The following is a 12,923-nucleotide window of genomic DNA, read 5'->3' as shown; positions in this document are numbered from 1 at the left end:
GTCAAATCGGCCGGTTATGGTCACGGTCCACGGCGCGGCGCTGCGGCGCCAGCAGGAGCCATGTGACGAAGGGCCACAGGGCCACGGCGACGAAGCTCTCGATGAAATTGAGCCAGCCGGGGAAACGGCCCGAGACGATCAGGCGCGTCAGCAACTGCAAGGCCTGCGTCAGCAGCAGCAGCGGCAGTACGTGCAGCGCCTGGGTCAGGATGGGGAACCACAGCACGCGGCGGTGCATCATGATGGCGAAGTAGGACAGCAAGGTGTAGGCCAAGGCATTCTCGCCCAGCAGGGTCGAGTCGTGCACGTCCATCATCAAACCCATGAAGAACGCCATACCGATGCCGACCTTGCGCGGCTGGTGGACACCCCAGAAAACCAGCACCAGGGCGACGAAATCAGGCACGCCGACGAACTGCCCCCACGGCAGCAGGTTCAGCAGAAAAGCGCACAGCAGGGAAAAACCGATGAACAGGGGGCTGACCGGCAGCAGGATGTAATGCGGGCGGTTCATCGTGTCGCTTCCTTCGGTGGCACGGCAACTGGTGTGGTGGCAGCCGCAGGCGCCGCCGGTTTGGGAAGCGGGCTGGCGGGTGGCTTGGCGGCCGGCTTGGCGGCCGGCGTGGCGGGCGCCGGCACGGGCACGGCACCGGCAGCAGGCTCCTTGGCCGCTTCCTTGATCGGCGCCATCTTGCCAGCGATCTTGCGGCCCGTCTTGACTTCTTCGCTCGGCGGGCGGGCCGGCATCTCGGGCGAGGTCATCAAGATCAGCAGTTGGGTATTGCGTTCGATGCCGGCCAGAGGCTGGCACACGACGCGGCCAAATGGACCATGCGCATTGCGCTCGACCAGCGTCACGCGCGCCACGGCCAGGCCGGCCGGGTACAGGCCGTCGAGGCCCGAGGTAATAACGATATCGCCGATCTGGATGTCGGCGGTGGGGGCCGTAAAGCGCAGCTCCATGGTGCCGGACTTGCCGCGGCCGATGGCCACGCTGCGCACGCCGTTGCGCAGCAGCTGCACCGGAATGGCCTGTTCTTCATCGGTCAGCAAGGTCACTTCCGAGGTGAACGGAAACACGCGCGTGACTTGTCCCACCACGCCCAGGTTGTCGATCACGGGGCGGCCCAGCTCGACGCCATGCTGCATGCCCCGGTCCAGCACGAGCTTGCGCGTGGCAGAATCGCGCGTGTCATACAGCACTTCAGCCATCAGGGTCTTGACGGGCACGCGTTCGCGCGCCTCCATCAATTTACGCAATTGCTTGTTTTCAACGATATTGAGCTGCGCCTGCTGCATGATCTGTGCCGAGGCGATTTGTTCGTGCTTCAGGTCGCGCACCTGTTTTTCCAGCGCGGACAGCGAAGAAAAGTAGTTGCCGACGCCAAGCACCACATCGCGCGGCACCAGGGCAGCCATCTGCACCGGGTACAGCACGGTGCCGACTGCCTGGCGCACGGCCGTCAAGGCGTGCATGCGCGAATCGAGCAGCAACAGGGCGATAGAAATGCCGGCGAACACCATCATCTTGACGCGGGCGGAAGCGCCTTGTTTGAAAAGTGGCGGAGGACTGTATTCCATGACATCCAATAATCAGGCGCAGTACGCCAACGTGCAAGCCCCGGTCGAACGCCGGCGCCAAAACCAAAGCCGGAGACCCGCTCTCCGGCCCGTTGATCCGATTATTCGTAGGAGAAGATCGAGCCGAGCTTGTCCATACGCTCCAGGGCCATCCCGGAACCGCGCACCACGCAGGTGAGCGGGTCCTCGGCCACCAGCACCGGCAAGCCGGTTTCCTCCATCAGCAGGCGGTCCAGGTCGCGCAGCAGTGCGCCGCCGCCTGTCAGCATCATGCCTTTTTCGGCGATGTCGGCGCCCAGTTCCGGCGGAGTCTGTTCTAGCGCGTTCTTCACGGCCGAGACGATGTTGTTCAGCGGGTCGGTCAGCGCTTCGAGAATCTCGTTGCTGGAAATGGTGAACGAGCGCGGAATGCCTTCGGACAGGTTGCGGCCCTTGACTTCCATTTCCTTCACTTCCGAGCCAGGGAAAGCCGAACCGATGGCCTTCTTGATGGCTTCGGCCGTTTGTTCGCCGATCAGCATGCCGTAGTTGCGACGGATGTAGTTGACGATGGCTTCATCGAACTTGTCGCCGCCCACGCGCACGGAACCCTTGTAGACCATGCCGCCCAGCGAAATGATGCCCACTTCCGTGGTACCGCCACCGATGTCGACTACCATCGAGCCGGTCGCTTCGGACACGGGCAAGCCCGCGCCGATGGCCGCAGCCATCGGTTCTTCGATCAGGTAAACCTGCGATGCGCCGGCGCCGAGCGCCGATTCGCGGATTGCGCGGCGCTCGACCTGGGTCGAACCGCACGGCACGCAAATGATGATGCGCGGCGATGGACGGAAGAATTTCGAATCGTGCACCATGCGAATGAATTGCTTGAGCATCTGCTCGGTCACGGTGAAGTCGGCGATCACGCCATCTTTCATCGGGCGGATCGCTTCGATATTGCCCGGCACCTTGCCCAGCATTTGCTTGGCTTCCTTGCCGACTGCCTGAATGGTCTTCTTGCCATTCGGACCGCCTTCCTGGCGGATGGCGACGACCGATGGTTCGTCCAGGACAATACCGAGGCCGCGCACATAGATAAGGGTGTTGGCCGTGCCTAAGTCAATGGCCAGATCGGTGGAGATATACCTGCGTAAAAAACCAAACATGAGTGTCCTGTAGCGCATCGAGCTGCGCAAAAGCTGTTTATGGGGAGTTTCAAAGCGGGCGCTTTCAGGCCCCATGAAAATCCATGAAGACGATTTTCTCGGGTGTCGCTTAGCGCTTGCGCAATCTTTTCTATGCTGCGGCAGCAGTCCATCAGCGCCGGCAACGCATTAACCCGCCATTCTACCTTATAATTTGAATGCGATTTGCTCAAAAACCATGGAAAAGTGCGACTCTTGCAGCCGCAAATTACGCGGCATTCCTTGGCTTTTATGCGCAAAAGAGCAGTACATACTCGCGTTTTATCAAAACGCCAACTTAATACTAATGCGCGGCACTCCGCGCCATTCGCCATGTCCCTGACACTCTCCGACGTAAAACGCATCGCCCACCTGGCACAACTCGAAATGGCCGACGATCAGGCCGTCACGTCGTTGGCCCAATTGAACAAGATTTTTGCACTGGCGGAACAAATGCAAGCCGTCAATACCGATGGCGTGGCCCCCCTGAGCCATCCGCTGGCCGCCCACATGGACAATATCGCCTTGCGCTTGCGCGAGGACATTGCCACCGAGGCAAATCGCCGCGAGGCCTACCAGGCCGTGGCACCGAAAGTCCAGGATGGACTCTATCTGGTACCAAAAGTAATCGAGTAAAGCGCAGCTCCATGCTTTTGTCTTCCCGTCGAATATCAAAATAGAAACGCCATGCATACAAAATCCATCAAACAGCTGTCCACGCTTTTGCAGAACAAGGAAATTTCCGCCGTTGCACTGGCGACGCACTTCCTCGACCGCATCGCAGCGGACACTTCGAACGCCTTCCTGCACGTCGACCGTGATCTGACCCTGGCGCAAGCTGCCGAAGCCGATGCGCGCATCGCCGCCGGCACGGCCACGCCATTGACGGGCGTGCCGATCGCGCACAAGGACCTGTTCGTCACTAAAGGCTGGCGCACGACGGCCGGCTCGAAGATGCTGGCCAACTACGCCAGCCCGTTTGACGCCACCGTGGTGGAAAAATTCCAGGCGGCCGGCATGGTCACCCTGGGCAAGGTCAATTGCGATGAATTTGCCATGGGTTCCGGCAACGAGAACTCGGCCTTCGGCGCCGTCAAGAATCCTTGGGATACAACAGCAGTGCCTGGCGGCTCGTCCGGCGGCTCGGCCGCCGCCGTTGCTGCCGGCCTGACGCCAGCGGCCACCGGCACCGACACGGGCGGCTCAATCCGCCAACCAGCCGCGTTTTGCGGCATCACCGGCATCAAGCCCACCTATGGCCGCGTCTCGCGCTTCGGCATGATCGCCTTTGCCTCGTCGCTGGACCAGGGCGGCCCGATGGCCCGCTCGGCCGAAGACTGCGCCCTGCTCTTGAGCGCCATGGCCGGCTTCGACGAACGCGACTCGACCAGCCTGTCACCGCAACAGGGCGGCGTAGCGGAAGATTTTTCACGCGAACTGGGCCAGCCCCTGACGGGCTTGCGCATCGGCGTGCCGCGCGAATACTTCGGCGAGGGCCTGGCCAAGGACGTGGAAGCGGCCGTGCGCGGCGCGCTGGCGCAATATGAAAAGCTGGGCGCCACCCTGGTCGACATCTCGTTGCCGAACACCGCCCTGTCGATTCCCGCCTACTACATGATCGCGCCGGCCGAAGCGTCGTCCAATCTGTCGCGCTACGACGGCGTGCGCTACGGCCACCGCGCCACCGAGTACAAGGACTTGCAGGACATGTACAAGAAATCGCGCGCACAGGGCTTCGGCCCGGAAGTGCAGCGCCGCATCATGGTCGGCACCTATGTGCTGTGCCACGGCTACTACGACGCCTACTACCTGAAGGCGCAAAAAATCCGCCGCCTGATCGCGCAAGATTTCGACGCCGTACTAAATGGCCCGAACGCCGTCTGCGACGTCATCATGGGGCCGGTCGCGCCAACTGTCGCCTGGGACCTGGGCGACAAGACGGACGACCCGGTGGCGAACTACCTGGCCGACATCTACACCCTGTCGACCAGCCTGGCCGGCCTGCCCGGCATGTCGATCCCTTGCGGTTTCGGCAGCGGCGAAAAAAATGCCAAGCGCCCCGTCGGCCTGCAAATCATCGGCAATTATTTTGGCGAAGCCAAGCTGCTGAACGTGGCCCACCAGTTCCAGCAAGTGACAGACTGGCATACACGCGCTCCAGGCAACGCAACTGCCAGCATCTAAGAAAAAATTCGCGCCGCCATGGCGGCGCCACCAAAAAATAAGCGAGAACACTATGCAATGGGAAGTCGTCATCGGTCTTGAGAACCACGTGCAACTCACGACCGAATCCAAAATTTTCAGCGGTTCGCCGATCAAGTACGGCGCCGACGCCAACACACAGGCCAGCCCCGTCGACCTGGCGCTACCGGGCGTGCTACCCGTCATGAACAAGCAAGCCGTCGACCGTGCGATCCGCTTCGGCCTGGCCGTTGGCGCCACGGTGGCGCCGCACTCGGTCTTCGCGCGCAAGAACTATTTTTATCCCGATTCGCCCAAGGGCTACCAGATCAGCCAGTTCGAAGACCCTGTCGTCATCGGCGGCGCGCTGACCTTCGGCTATGAAAAGGATGGCCAATTCGTCACCAAGACGGTGAACCTGACGCGCGCCCACCTGGAAGAAGACGCCGGTAAATCGCTGCACGAAGACTATGCGGGCATGAGCGGCATCGACTTGAACCGCGCCGGTACGCCACTGCTGGAAATCGTCTCGGAACCGGAAATCCGCAGCGCCGCCGAAGCCGTGGCCTACGCCAAGGCCCTGCACTCGCTGGTCATGTGGCTGGGCGTATGCGACGGCAACATGCAGGAAGGCTCGTTCCGCTGCGACGTCAACGTCTCCGTGCGCCCTGTCGGCCAGAAGGAATTCGGCACCCGCTGCGAAATCAAGAACCTGAACTCCTTCCGCTTCATCGAGGAAGCCGTGCACGTCGAAGTGCGCCGCCAGATCGAGCTGATCGAAGACGGCGGCAAGGTGGTGCAAGCGACGCGTTTGTACGATCCGGATCGCAAGGAAACGCGCGAAATGCGCAGCAAGGAAGACGCCCAGGATTACCGCTACTTCCCGGACCCTGACCTGCCGCCGCTGGTTATCTCGCCAGAGTGGATCGCCACGGTCAAGGCCTCGATGCCGGAACTGCCGGCCGCCATGCGCGCGCGCTTCATCAGCGAATACGCGCTGCCTGAATATGATGCTCTGGTGCTGACGCAATCGAAAGCCATGGCCACCTATTTCGTCGCCGTGGTCGACAAGGCCGGCAAGGAAAACGCCAAGGCCGCCGCCAACTGGCTGATGGGCGACGTAGCGTCGACCCTGAACCGCGAAGGCGTGGACCTGGACGACGCCCCCGTCTGCGCCGCGCAGCTCGCTGCCATGCTCAAGCGCATCGCCGACGGCACGATCTCGAACAAGGCGGCGAAAGAAGTCTTCGCCGGCATGTGGGAAGACAAATCAAACGACGAAAATCTGGTCGATACCATCATCGATGCCAAGGGCTTGAAACAGATTTCGGACACGGGCGCACTGGAAGCCATCGTCGATGAAGTCCTGGCGGCCAACGCCAAGTCGGTAGAGCAGTACCGCGCCGGCAAGGAAGCGGCCATCAACGCGCTGATCGGACAAGCCATGAAGGCATCCAAAGGCAAGGCCAATCCGGCCCAGCTGACGGAACTGCTGAAGGCCAAGCTGGCGGGATAAGCTCCCCGCTTGCCAGGAAGGGATGCTGCGGCATCCCTTTTTTTATGCGCCGCATTGGTGCTGGCGCCGCACGCTTGCAGGTATGATCATGGATTCTTCGACGCACCTGTGAACCCGCCATGAACAAGATCAAAACCGGCCTGGTCGGCTACGGCTTTGCCGGCGCCACCTTCCACGCCCCCGTGCTGTCCAGCGTCGACGCCCTGGAATTGACGGCCGTCGCCTCCAGCAAGCCGGACCTCGTGCACAAGGACTGGCCGAACGCCACCGTGTATGCGCAAGCGGCGCAGCTGTTTGCCGATCCGTCCATCGAGCTGGTCGTCATCGCCGCGCCCAATGAAGCGCATTTCAGCCTGGCCCTGGCGGCCCTGCAAGCGGGCAAGCATGTGGTGGTCGACAAGCCATTCACCATTTCCAGCTTTGAAGCGCAGAGCCTGATCGCGCTGGCGCAAGAGCGCAAGCTGGTGCTCAGCGTGTACCACAACCGGCGCTGGGATGGCGACTTCCTGACCCTGAAGGCGTTGCTGGCACAAGGCACGCTGGGGCGCATCACCAGCGTCGAATCGCATTTCGACCGTTTCCGCCCCGAGATCCGCCAGCGCTGGCGCGAGTCCGACGCGCCCGGTGGCGGCTTGCTGTACGACCTGGGCCCGCACATGCTGGACCAGGCCATGCAGCTGTTCGGCCAGCCGCAAAAACTGTCTGCCGATATCGTGCTGCAGCGTGATGGCGCCCAGGCAGTCGATTATTTCCACCTTGTGCTGTACTACGAGCGCCTGCGCGTCGTGCTGCAAGCCGGCTGCCTGGTGAAGGCGCCGACGGCGCGCTTCGCCGTGCATGGCGACAAGGGTAGTTTCGTCAAGTTTGGCCTCGATCCGCAGGAAGATGCACTGAAGGCGGGCGGCAGGCCGGGACAGCCTGGCTGGGGCAAGGACCCCGTGCGCGGCGCGCTACACCTGGGCACGCAGCCGGACGGACATTGCGAACACCTGGAAATGCAGGCGGGCCGCTACCAGGACTTTTACCAGGGCATGGCCGACGCGATTCGCCACGACGCACCGGCGCCCGTGGCAGCGGAAGATGCGGCGGCGACGATACGCCTGATCGAACTGGCACAGCAAAGCGCGGCAGAAGGCCGCGTGCTCGCGGTCAGCTGATGCAAGCTCAGTGGATCAGGGTCAGCTGATGAAGGCGGCCAGCAGCACGACGCGCGGCATCAAGACTGGCCCTGGTTCGTTCCCGCCGGCCAGACCAGTTCCACGCGCGCCGACGATCGCGCCTTGACCTGCACCTGGCGTTCCAACGTCTGGCCGGCCAGGGTGGCGCGCAGGCTGTAGCTGCCAGGCGCCAGTTTCGCCAGCAGGAATGGTCCGCTGGCCGTCGTTTCCAGCACCATGATGCCCTTGGCATCGCGTATTTCCAGCTTCACGTCGGAGGCCAATTGCGCCTTGCCCGCCGTTTGCACGGAAAACACCAGGCTCAAGGGCCAATGCCGGCTCGCACTCTTGATGGCAGACGACTCATCGAGGCCGATGCCGCCGCTCAGGTATTGCACCGCGCCGCTCTTTTGCACAGGCGGCAAAGCGCTAACACTCTGCGCCTGCGCTGCACTTCCCAACAACAGCGCGCCGGCCAGCATCGCCGCCGCCAGGCTCAAGGTACCGCGTTTGTCTGGTGCCATCTCACTGTCCTTATGTTGTTTGAATCAAGATGGGAAACGCAGCTTAAGCCAGCGTTAGAACACGATCAGCGGCGGCGCATGGCCTCGGCGATTTTCTGGTCCGTCTTGTACTGGCTCAGCGCATACACGGCCCAGATCGTCGCTGGCAGCCAGCCGATCACGGTGATTTGCAGGATCAGGCAAATGATGCCGGCAATCGGGCGGCCGATGGTAAAAAAGGTCAGCCACGGGAGTATCAGGGCAATCAGTAAGCGCATCGTTCGTTCCTTGAGTATTCCCCTGTGCCGCGGGGACCGGGCCGGCACGCCGGCAGTCAATTCAGCTAAGCCGATTATAACGATACCTGTGCCTCACACTGCTGCTGGCACACACAGTTTTTCCATCCAGGCCAGGATCGCGGCAAAGATCGTCTCGCGGTTCACTTCATTGAAATTCTCGTGGTAATTGGCCGGGTAGAAATGGTAGTCGAGCAGGCCATCGGGCACGCTGCGCAGCAGGCTTTCCGTGGCGCCGCTGTTGGCCAGCTTGTCGTCGCCCGCCACTGCGGCAAACAGGGGGAAGCGCCAATCCGACAAGCCACCCGCCAATTGCTTTTGCGCCGACGTCAATGCATGGGCGAAGCGTACCGACGCGGCGCTGGCGCGGATGCCGTCGCGCTCGTCCTGGAAATGGCGTGCAGTGATGGCTTGATCGTGCGTCAGCAACATGGTCAGATTGCCCAGCGGCACTTTCATCAGGGGGAAACGCCTGGCCAGCCAGCCCGACAGCATCTGCAGCACCTGCGGCACGGGAATCGCATTCACGTAATACGGCGATGAAATGACAAATCCCTTGATGGCCGGGTCGCCCGCAAAACGCCGCAGTCCCAGGTGGGTGGCGATCAAGCCCCCCATCGAGTGGCCCATGACAAAAATCGGCACGCCCGGATACGTTTGCTTGACCCAGGCGAGGAACAGCTGCGCGTCGTCGAGGAAGGCGTCGAAGGAAGCGATATCGACCTTGCGCTTGCCATCATGGCCGACCATGTCGAAGCTGACGGTGGCGATGTCGTGCTGGCGGAAGAACAGCGCCGGCGTGACATAGTCGCCCGCATGCGCCATGCCGCCGTGGATCGCCAGGATCACGGCGCGCGGCTGTAGTGGCGGTGGCGGCTGCCAGATGTGGATGGGCCGCTCGACCCGGTCGCTGCACAGCAGGCTGGCCATCTTGTCTTCTGAAAAACGCATCGCTGCTCCTGTCATGCCCTGTCACGCTTTCAAATGATCGATCAACTGGCGCGCATACAGGGGTAATTCACTGAACTGGCGCACGCAAATAGTCAGATTGCGTACCGACCAGGGATCGGATAATTCCAGGCAGCGCAGCGCCATCGTCTGCTGGCAGCGGCTTGCCGCCGCCAGAGGCACCACGCTGATGCCAACGCCGCTGGCCACCATGCGGCACACGGCATCGAAACTGCGCAGGCGCACGCGCACCTTCAGCGGGCGGCCCAGGCGCGCCGCGTGCATGCCCAGGTACTGCTGCATCGCGCTGTCGTCGGCCAGGCCGATGAAATCGTGATCGAGCAAGCTGGCAAAGTCGACGGCGCCATCATGGCCCAAGGCGCGGTGATGCACGCCATCGGCCGCCGCGATCACCACCAGCCGGTCAGGACGGAACAGAAACGTCTGCAAGCCGCGCATGTCGACCGAGTCGGACACGATGCCCATATCGGCCAGCCCTTCCGAGACGGCCTTGACGATATCGTAACTGAGGCGCTCTTCCAGGTCGATGGTCAGGTTAGGATGGCGGTCGAGGAAAGCGCCCAGCGCCTCGGGCAAAAATTCGCTGAGTGCAGCCGTGTTGCACAGCAGGCGCAACTGCCCTTTCAAGCCAAGCGCAAATTCGCCGAGCTCACCGCGCATTTTCTCCATTTGCAGCAACACGAGGCGCGCGTGATGCAGCAACGTCTGCCCTACCGGTGTCGGCGCCACGCCGCGCCGCCCGCGCAGCAGCAGGGGCATGCCCAGCATCTCTTCCATGCCGCGCACGCGTGCACTGCTGGAGGCCAATGCGAGATGGCTGTGCGCGGCGCCCGCCGTCAGGCTGCCCGCCTCCACCACGTTGACAAACAGCTGCAAATCGACCAGATCAAAACGCATGACAGCTCTCCTTTTCGCCATCTTATCAGCCTTCGGCTATCCCTTAGGCTGACTCAACATAATCCACCTTGGCGAAAGTCACGGGCAAGCGCAGAATCCACGCAAAATCAATTTGGGATAAAAAGATGGAGACGTCATTCCTGCTGGCCGTCGGCGCCAGCTTCCTCGTCGCAGGCTTCGTCAAGGGCGTAGTCGGACTGGGCCTGCCGACCGTGGCCATGGGCACACTCAGTCTCGTCATGCCGCCCGTGCAGGCGGCAGCGCTGCTGATCGTGCCGTCGCTGGTGACGAATGTCTGGCAGCTGGCGGCCGGTCCCGGCCTGCACGCCCTGCTGCGCCGTTTGTGGCCCATGCTGGCCGCCGTCATGGCCGGCACGCTGGCAGGTGGCGCCCTGCTGCCGCAGGACAGCGGTATCGGGGCCGTCGTCGCACTGGGCGTGGCGCTGATGCTGTATGCGCTGGCGGGATTATTCTCGCTGCAGTTGCGCGTGCCGGCGCGGCACGAAGCCTGGCTGGGACCCATGGCGGGCGCGGCGACGGGGCTGGTGACGGCCGCCACGGGCGTGTTCGTCATCCCCGCCGTGCCGTATCTGCAGGCACTGGGACTGCCACGCGATGCGCTGGTGCAGGCGCTGGAACTGGCTTTTACGGCATCGACCATTGCGCTGGCGGCCAGCCTGGCCGTGCACGGCGACTTCAGCCTCGGTACGGCCGGCGCTTCCGCGTATGCGCTGCTGCCGGCGCTGGCCGGTATGCTGGCCGGTCAATGGCTGCGCGGGCGCATCGCACAAGAAGTATTCAAGCGCTGCTTTTTTACCGGGCTGTTCGCCCTCGGCCTGCATGCGGCGCTCAAGCCATGGCTGGCGTGATGCACATCGATTGGCAAGGCGACAGGGCGCTGTGCGCGTGGATCGACGGCCAGCAAGTGGCCATGCTCGACATCAGCAAGTACGCGGACGGGGTGACGGTGAACATGCTGTTCGTGAAACCGCCGTTCCGGCGGCGCGGCATCGGCGGCGCGCTGTTGCGGCGCTTGTTGCAATGCCACCCATCGGCCAGCGCTACCTGCAGCGACCCGCGGCTGCGGGCGCTGCTGGAGAGGACTACTTAAATTCCATACCGATTGCGGTACGCGGAAACAGCCTCTTTATATTTCAGCAGTTCCGGATCGGCGCCCGCGCCATTCAGGTAGCCGAACAAGTCGTCCAGGTTGCCGATCGAGATGACGGGAATGCCATACTGTTTCGATACTTCCTGCACTGCCGAACTGGGCGACAGCTGGCCGTCCGGACCCGAACGCTCCATGCGGTCCAGTGCGATCAGCACGGCGCATGGCTCGGCGCCGGCGGCGCGGATCATGTCTACCGATTCGCGCACCGAGGTGCCGGCCGAGATCACATCGTCGATGATGACGACCTTGCCATGCAGCTTGGCACCGACGATGGTGCCGCCTTCGCCGTGGTCCTTGGCTTCCTTGCGGTTAAAGGCGAACGAGGTGTTGCGGCACTTGCCGGCCAGCGCCACGGCTGTAGCCGACGCCAGCGTGATGCCCTTGTAGGCGGGGCCGAACAGCATGTCGAATTCGACGCCCGAGTCGAGCAGGGTCTGCGCGTAGAACTGCGCCAGCTCGGCCAGGGTGGCGCCGTCATGGAACAGGCCCGCGTTAAAGAAATACGGCGACTGGCGTCCGGCCTTGGTGGTGAACTCGCCAAACCGCAAGACTCCCTTGGATACTGAAAACGCGATAAACTGCTGGCGTAAATTATTCACATTAGCCTCATTTTTTAAAAGTGCCTGTATTTTAATCCGCGCGCACCGGCGAGACAATCGCCATGCCGCGCCCGCCGGCCCAGGCCAGCGTCCTTTCACTCTAGACCTATGCCAAAAATTATTTCTGCCAACCTGAACGGCATCCGTTCTGCCGCCAAAAAAGGCTTTTTCAACTGGATGGGCACGCAAACGGCCGATTTCATCTGCGTGCAGGAATTGAAGGCGCAACTGCCCGACATGACGCCGGAATTCCTCAACCCGCACGGCTATCATGGCCATTTCCACTACGCCGAGAAAAAAGGCTATTCGGGCACGGGCGTGTACAGCAAGGTGGAACCGGACGCCGTGCATATCGGTTTCGGCAGCCCCGAATTCGATGCCGAAGGGCGCTATGTGCGCTGTGATTTTGGCAAACTATCCGTCATTTCCGTGTACTGCCCGTCCGGCTCGTCCGGCCCGGAGCGCCAGGAAGCCAAGTTCCGCTTCATGGAGCTGTTCCTGCCGCACCTGCTGGAATTGAAGGCCCTGGGACGCGAAGTGGTCATTTGCGGCGACTGGAACATCGCCCACCACGAAATCGACCTGAAAAATTGGAAGGGCAACAAGAAAAATTCCGGCTTCCTGCCGGAAGAGCGCGCGTGGCTGACGCGCGTCTTCGACGAAGTGGGCTATGTCGACGTGCACCGTGGCCTGGATAAACGCGAAGAGCAGTACACGTGGTGGAGCAACCGGGGCCAGGCCTACGCGAAGAACGTGGGCTGGCGCATCGATTACCACGTCGCCACCCCTGGCATCGCGGCGCAGGCGCATACGGTCAGCGTGTACAAGGACGAACGTTTTTCCGACCACGCGCCCTTGATCATCGATTACACCATCAAGGCGTAAGCGCC

General features: G+C 62.3%; 15 protein-coding genes. 7 read left to right on the top strand and 8 right to left on the bottom strand.

Going from position 1 to position 12,923, the window contains the following annotated elements; genetic code table 11:
* Nucleotide 1: 1 nt before the first annotated feature.
* The 3 genes from mreD to H4V96_RS02145 form a co-directional block, all read right to left on the bottom strand.
* A complete protein-coding gene (mreD, locus tag H4V96_RS02155) occupies nucleotides 2-514 on the bottom strand; it encodes a rod shape-determining protein MreD (protein WP_010393191.1) in 513 nt (170 codons plus the stop codon).
* The gene (gene mreC, locus H4V96_RS02150; protein WP_196856097.1) at nucleotides 511-1,581 is read right to left on the bottom strand and encodes a rod shape-determining protein MreC; all 1,071 of its coding nucleotides are present in this window, start codon (nucleotides 1,579-1,581) and stop codon (nucleotides 511-513) included. The genes mreD and mreC overlap by 4 nt, the downstream gene beginning before the upstream one ends.
* Nucleotides 1,582-1,682: 101 nt before the next feature.
* On the bottom strand, nucleotides 1,683-2,726 hold the full coding sequence (locus H4V96_RS02145; protein WP_010393186.1) for a rod shape-determining protein: 1,044 nt from the start codon (nucleotides 2,724-2,726) through the stop codon (nucleotides 1,683-1,685).
* Between the two features lie 351 nt (nucleotides 2,727-3,077).
* Between H4V96_RS02145 and gatC the strand changes: the two genes are divergently transcribed.
* The 4 genes from gatC (at nucleotide 3,078) to H4V96_RS02125 (ending at nucleotide 7,598) form a co-directional block, all read left to right on the top strand.
* Complete coding sequence (gene gatC / locus H4V96_RS02140) at nucleotides 3,078-3,380, top strand: Asp-tRNA(Asn)/Glu-tRNA(Gln) amidotransferase subunit GatC (protein WP_010393184.1); 303 nt, start codon at nucleotides 3,078-3,080, stop codon at nucleotides 3,378-3,380.
* A 51-nt stretch (nucleotides 3,381-3,431) separates the two neighbouring features.
* Nucleotides 3,432-4,928 carry an Asp-tRNA(Asn)/Glu-tRNA(Gln) amidotransferase subunit GatA gene (gene gatA, locus H4V96_RS02135; RefSeq protein ID WP_196856098.1) on the top strand — a complete coding sequence of 499 codons (1,497 nt, stop codon included), beginning with the start codon at nucleotides 3,432-3,434 and terminating at the stop codon, nucleotides 4,926-4,928.
* A gap of 37 nt (nucleotides 4,929-4,965) precedes the next feature.
* Complete coding sequence (gene gatB, locus H4V96_RS02130; RefSeq protein WP_280721170.1) at nucleotides 4,966-6,441, top strand: Asp-tRNA(Asn)/Glu-tRNA(Gln) amidotransferase subunit GatB; 1,476 nt, start codon at nucleotides 4,966-4,968, stop codon at nucleotides 6,439-6,441.
* Between the two features lie 119 nt (nucleotides 6,442-6,560).
* The gene (locus H4V96_RS02125; protein WP_196856100.1) at nucleotides 6,561-7,598 is read left to right on the top strand and encodes an oxidoreductase; all 1,038 of its coding nucleotides are present in this window, start codon (nucleotides 6,561-6,563) and stop codon (nucleotides 7,596-7,598) included.
* Nucleotides 7,599-7,657: 59 nt separating this feature from the next.
* Here H4V96_RS02125 and H4V96_RS02120 read toward each other — a convergent pair whose 3' ends face one another.
* The 4 genes from H4V96_RS02120 to H4V96_RS02105 all read right to left on the bottom strand — a co-directional run bounded on the left by H4V96_RS02120 (nucleotide 7,658) and on the right by H4V96_RS02105 (nucleotide 10,263).
* Nucleotides 7,658-8,122, bottom strand: a complete 465-nt coding sequence (locus H4V96_RS02120; protein WP_196856101.1) for a carboxypeptidase regulatory-like domain-containing protein — start codon at nucleotides 8,120-8,122, stop codon at nucleotides 7,658-7,660.
* A 65-nt stretch (nucleotides 8,123-8,187) separates the two neighbouring features.
* Nucleotides 8,188-8,379 carry a YqaE/Pmp3 family membrane protein gene (locus H4V96_RS02115; protein WP_010393172.1) on the bottom strand — a complete coding sequence of 64 codons (192 nt, stop codon included), beginning with the start codon at nucleotides 8,377-8,379 and terminating at the stop codon, nucleotides 8,188-8,190.
* A 93-nt stretch (nucleotides 8,380-8,472) separates the two neighbouring features.
* Complete coding sequence (locus tag H4V96_RS02110) at nucleotides 8,473-9,348, bottom strand: alpha/beta fold hydrolase (RefSeq protein WP_010393170.1); 876 nt, start codon at nucleotides 9,346-9,348, stop codon at nucleotides 8,473-8,475.
* A 21-nt stretch (nucleotides 9,349-9,369) separates the two neighbouring features.
* Nucleotides 9,370-10,263 carry a LysR substrate-binding domain-containing protein gene (locus tag H4V96_RS02105; protein ID WP_196856103.1) on the bottom strand — a complete coding sequence of 298 codons (894 nt, stop codon included), beginning with the start codon at nucleotides 10,261-10,263 and terminating at the stop codon, nucleotides 9,370-9,372.
* A 125-nt stretch (nucleotides 10,264-10,388) separates the two neighbouring features.
* On the opposite strand from H4V96_RS02105, the gene H4V96_RS02100 reads away from it, so the two are divergent.
* Nucleotides 10,389-11,132 carry a sulfite exporter TauE/SafE family protein gene (locus H4V96_RS02100; RefSeq protein WP_196856104.1) on the top strand — a complete coding sequence of 248 codons (744 nt, stop codon included), beginning with the start codon at nucleotides 10,389-10,391 and terminating at the stop codon, nucleotides 11,130-11,132.
* A complete protein-coding gene (locus H4V96_RS02095) occupies nucleotides 11,132-11,374 on the top strand; it encodes a GNAT family N-acetyltransferase (protein WP_157998689.1) in 243 nt (80 codons plus the stop codon). The genes H4V96_RS02100 and H4V96_RS02095 overlap by 1 nt, the downstream gene beginning before the upstream one ends.
* Here H4V96_RS02095 and pyrE read toward each other — a convergent pair.
* Nucleotides 11,371-12,033 carry an orotate phosphoribosyltransferase gene (gene pyrE / locus H4V96_RS02090; protein WP_196856105.1) on the bottom strand — a complete coding sequence of 221 codons (663 nt, stop codon included), beginning with the start codon at nucleotides 12,031-12,033 and terminating at the stop codon, nucleotides 11,371-11,373. The two genes, H4V96_RS02095 and pyrE, sit on opposite strands and share 4 nt — an antisense overlap.
* 108 nt (nucleotides 12,034-12,141) lie before the next feature.
* Here pyrE and H4V96_RS02085 point away from each other — a divergent pair, with 108 nt between their 5' ends.
* Complete coding sequence (locus tag H4V96_RS02085) at nucleotides 12,142-12,918, top strand: exodeoxyribonuclease III (protein WP_010393158.1); 777 nt, start codon at nucleotides 12,142-12,144, stop codon at nucleotides 12,916-12,918.
* The last annotated feature ends 5 nt before the right edge of the window (nucleotides 12,919-12,923 follow it).

The organism is Janthinobacterium sp. CG_23.4, from assembly GCF_029892305.1.
Classification (GTDB): Bacteria; Pseudomonadota; Gammaproteobacteria; order Burkholderiales; family Burkholderiaceae_D; genus Janthinobacterium; species Janthinobacterium lividum_D.
The sequence above is the reverse complement of the archived record's forward strand: the minus strand, read 5'-3'. Positions and strand labels throughout refer to the sequence as shown.

What these genes read in the sequence shown, in the direction of transcription:
- mreD (WP_010393191.1), bottom strand. Translation starts at nt 514, where the DNA reads ATGAACCGCCCGCATTACATCCTGCTGCCGGTCAGCCCCCTGTTCATC.
- mreC (WP_196856097.1), bottom strand. Translation starts at nt 1,581, where the DNA reads ATGGAATACAGTCCTCCGCCACTTTTCAAACAAGGCGCTTCCGCCCGC.
- H4V96_RS02145 (WP_010393186.1), bottom strand. Translation starts at nt 2,726, where the DNA reads ATGTTTGGTTTTTTACGCAGGTATATCTCCACCGATCTGGCCATTGAC.
- gatC (WP_010393184.1), top strand. Translation starts at nt 3,078, where the DNA reads ATGTCCCTGACACTCTCCGACGTAAAACGCATCGCCCACCTGGCACAA.
- gatA (WP_196856098.1), top strand. Translation starts at nt 3,432, where the DNA reads ATGCATACAAAATCCATCAAACAGCTGTCCACGCTTTTGCAGAACAAG.
- H4V96_RS02125 (WP_196856100.1), top strand. Translation starts at nt 6,561, where the DNA reads ATGAACAAGATCAAAACCGGCCTGGTCGGCTACGGCTTTGCCGGCGCC.
- H4V96_RS02120 (WP_196856101.1), bottom strand. Translation starts at nt 8,122, where the DNA reads ATGGCACCAGACAAACGCGGTACCTTGAGCCTGGCGGCGGCGATGCTG.
- H4V96_RS02115 (WP_010393172.1), bottom strand. Translation starts at nt 8,379, where the DNA reads ATGCGCTTACTGATTGCCCTGATACTCCCGTGGCTGACCTTTTTTACC.
- H4V96_RS02110 (WP_010393170.1), bottom strand. Translation starts at nt 9,348, where the DNA reads ATGCGTTTTTCAGAAGACAAGATGGCCAGCCTGCTGTGCAGCGACCGG.
- H4V96_RS02105 (WP_196856103.1), bottom strand. Translation starts at nt 10,263, where the DNA reads ATGCGTTTTGATCTGGTCGATTTGCAGCTGTTTGTCAACGTGGTGGAG.
- H4V96_RS02100 (WP_196856104.1), top strand. Translation starts at nt 10,389, where the DNA reads ATGGAGACGTCATTCCTGCTGGCCGTCGGCGCCAGCTTCCTCGTCGCA.
- H4V96_RS02095 (WP_157998689.1), top strand. Translation starts at nt 11,132, where the DNA reads ATGCACATCGATTGGCAAGGCGACAGGGCGCTGTGCGCGTGGATCGAC.
- H4V96_RS02085 (WP_010393158.1), top strand. Translation starts at nt 12,142, where the DNA reads ATGCCAAAAATTATTTCTGCCAACCTGAACGGCATCCGTTCTGCCGCC.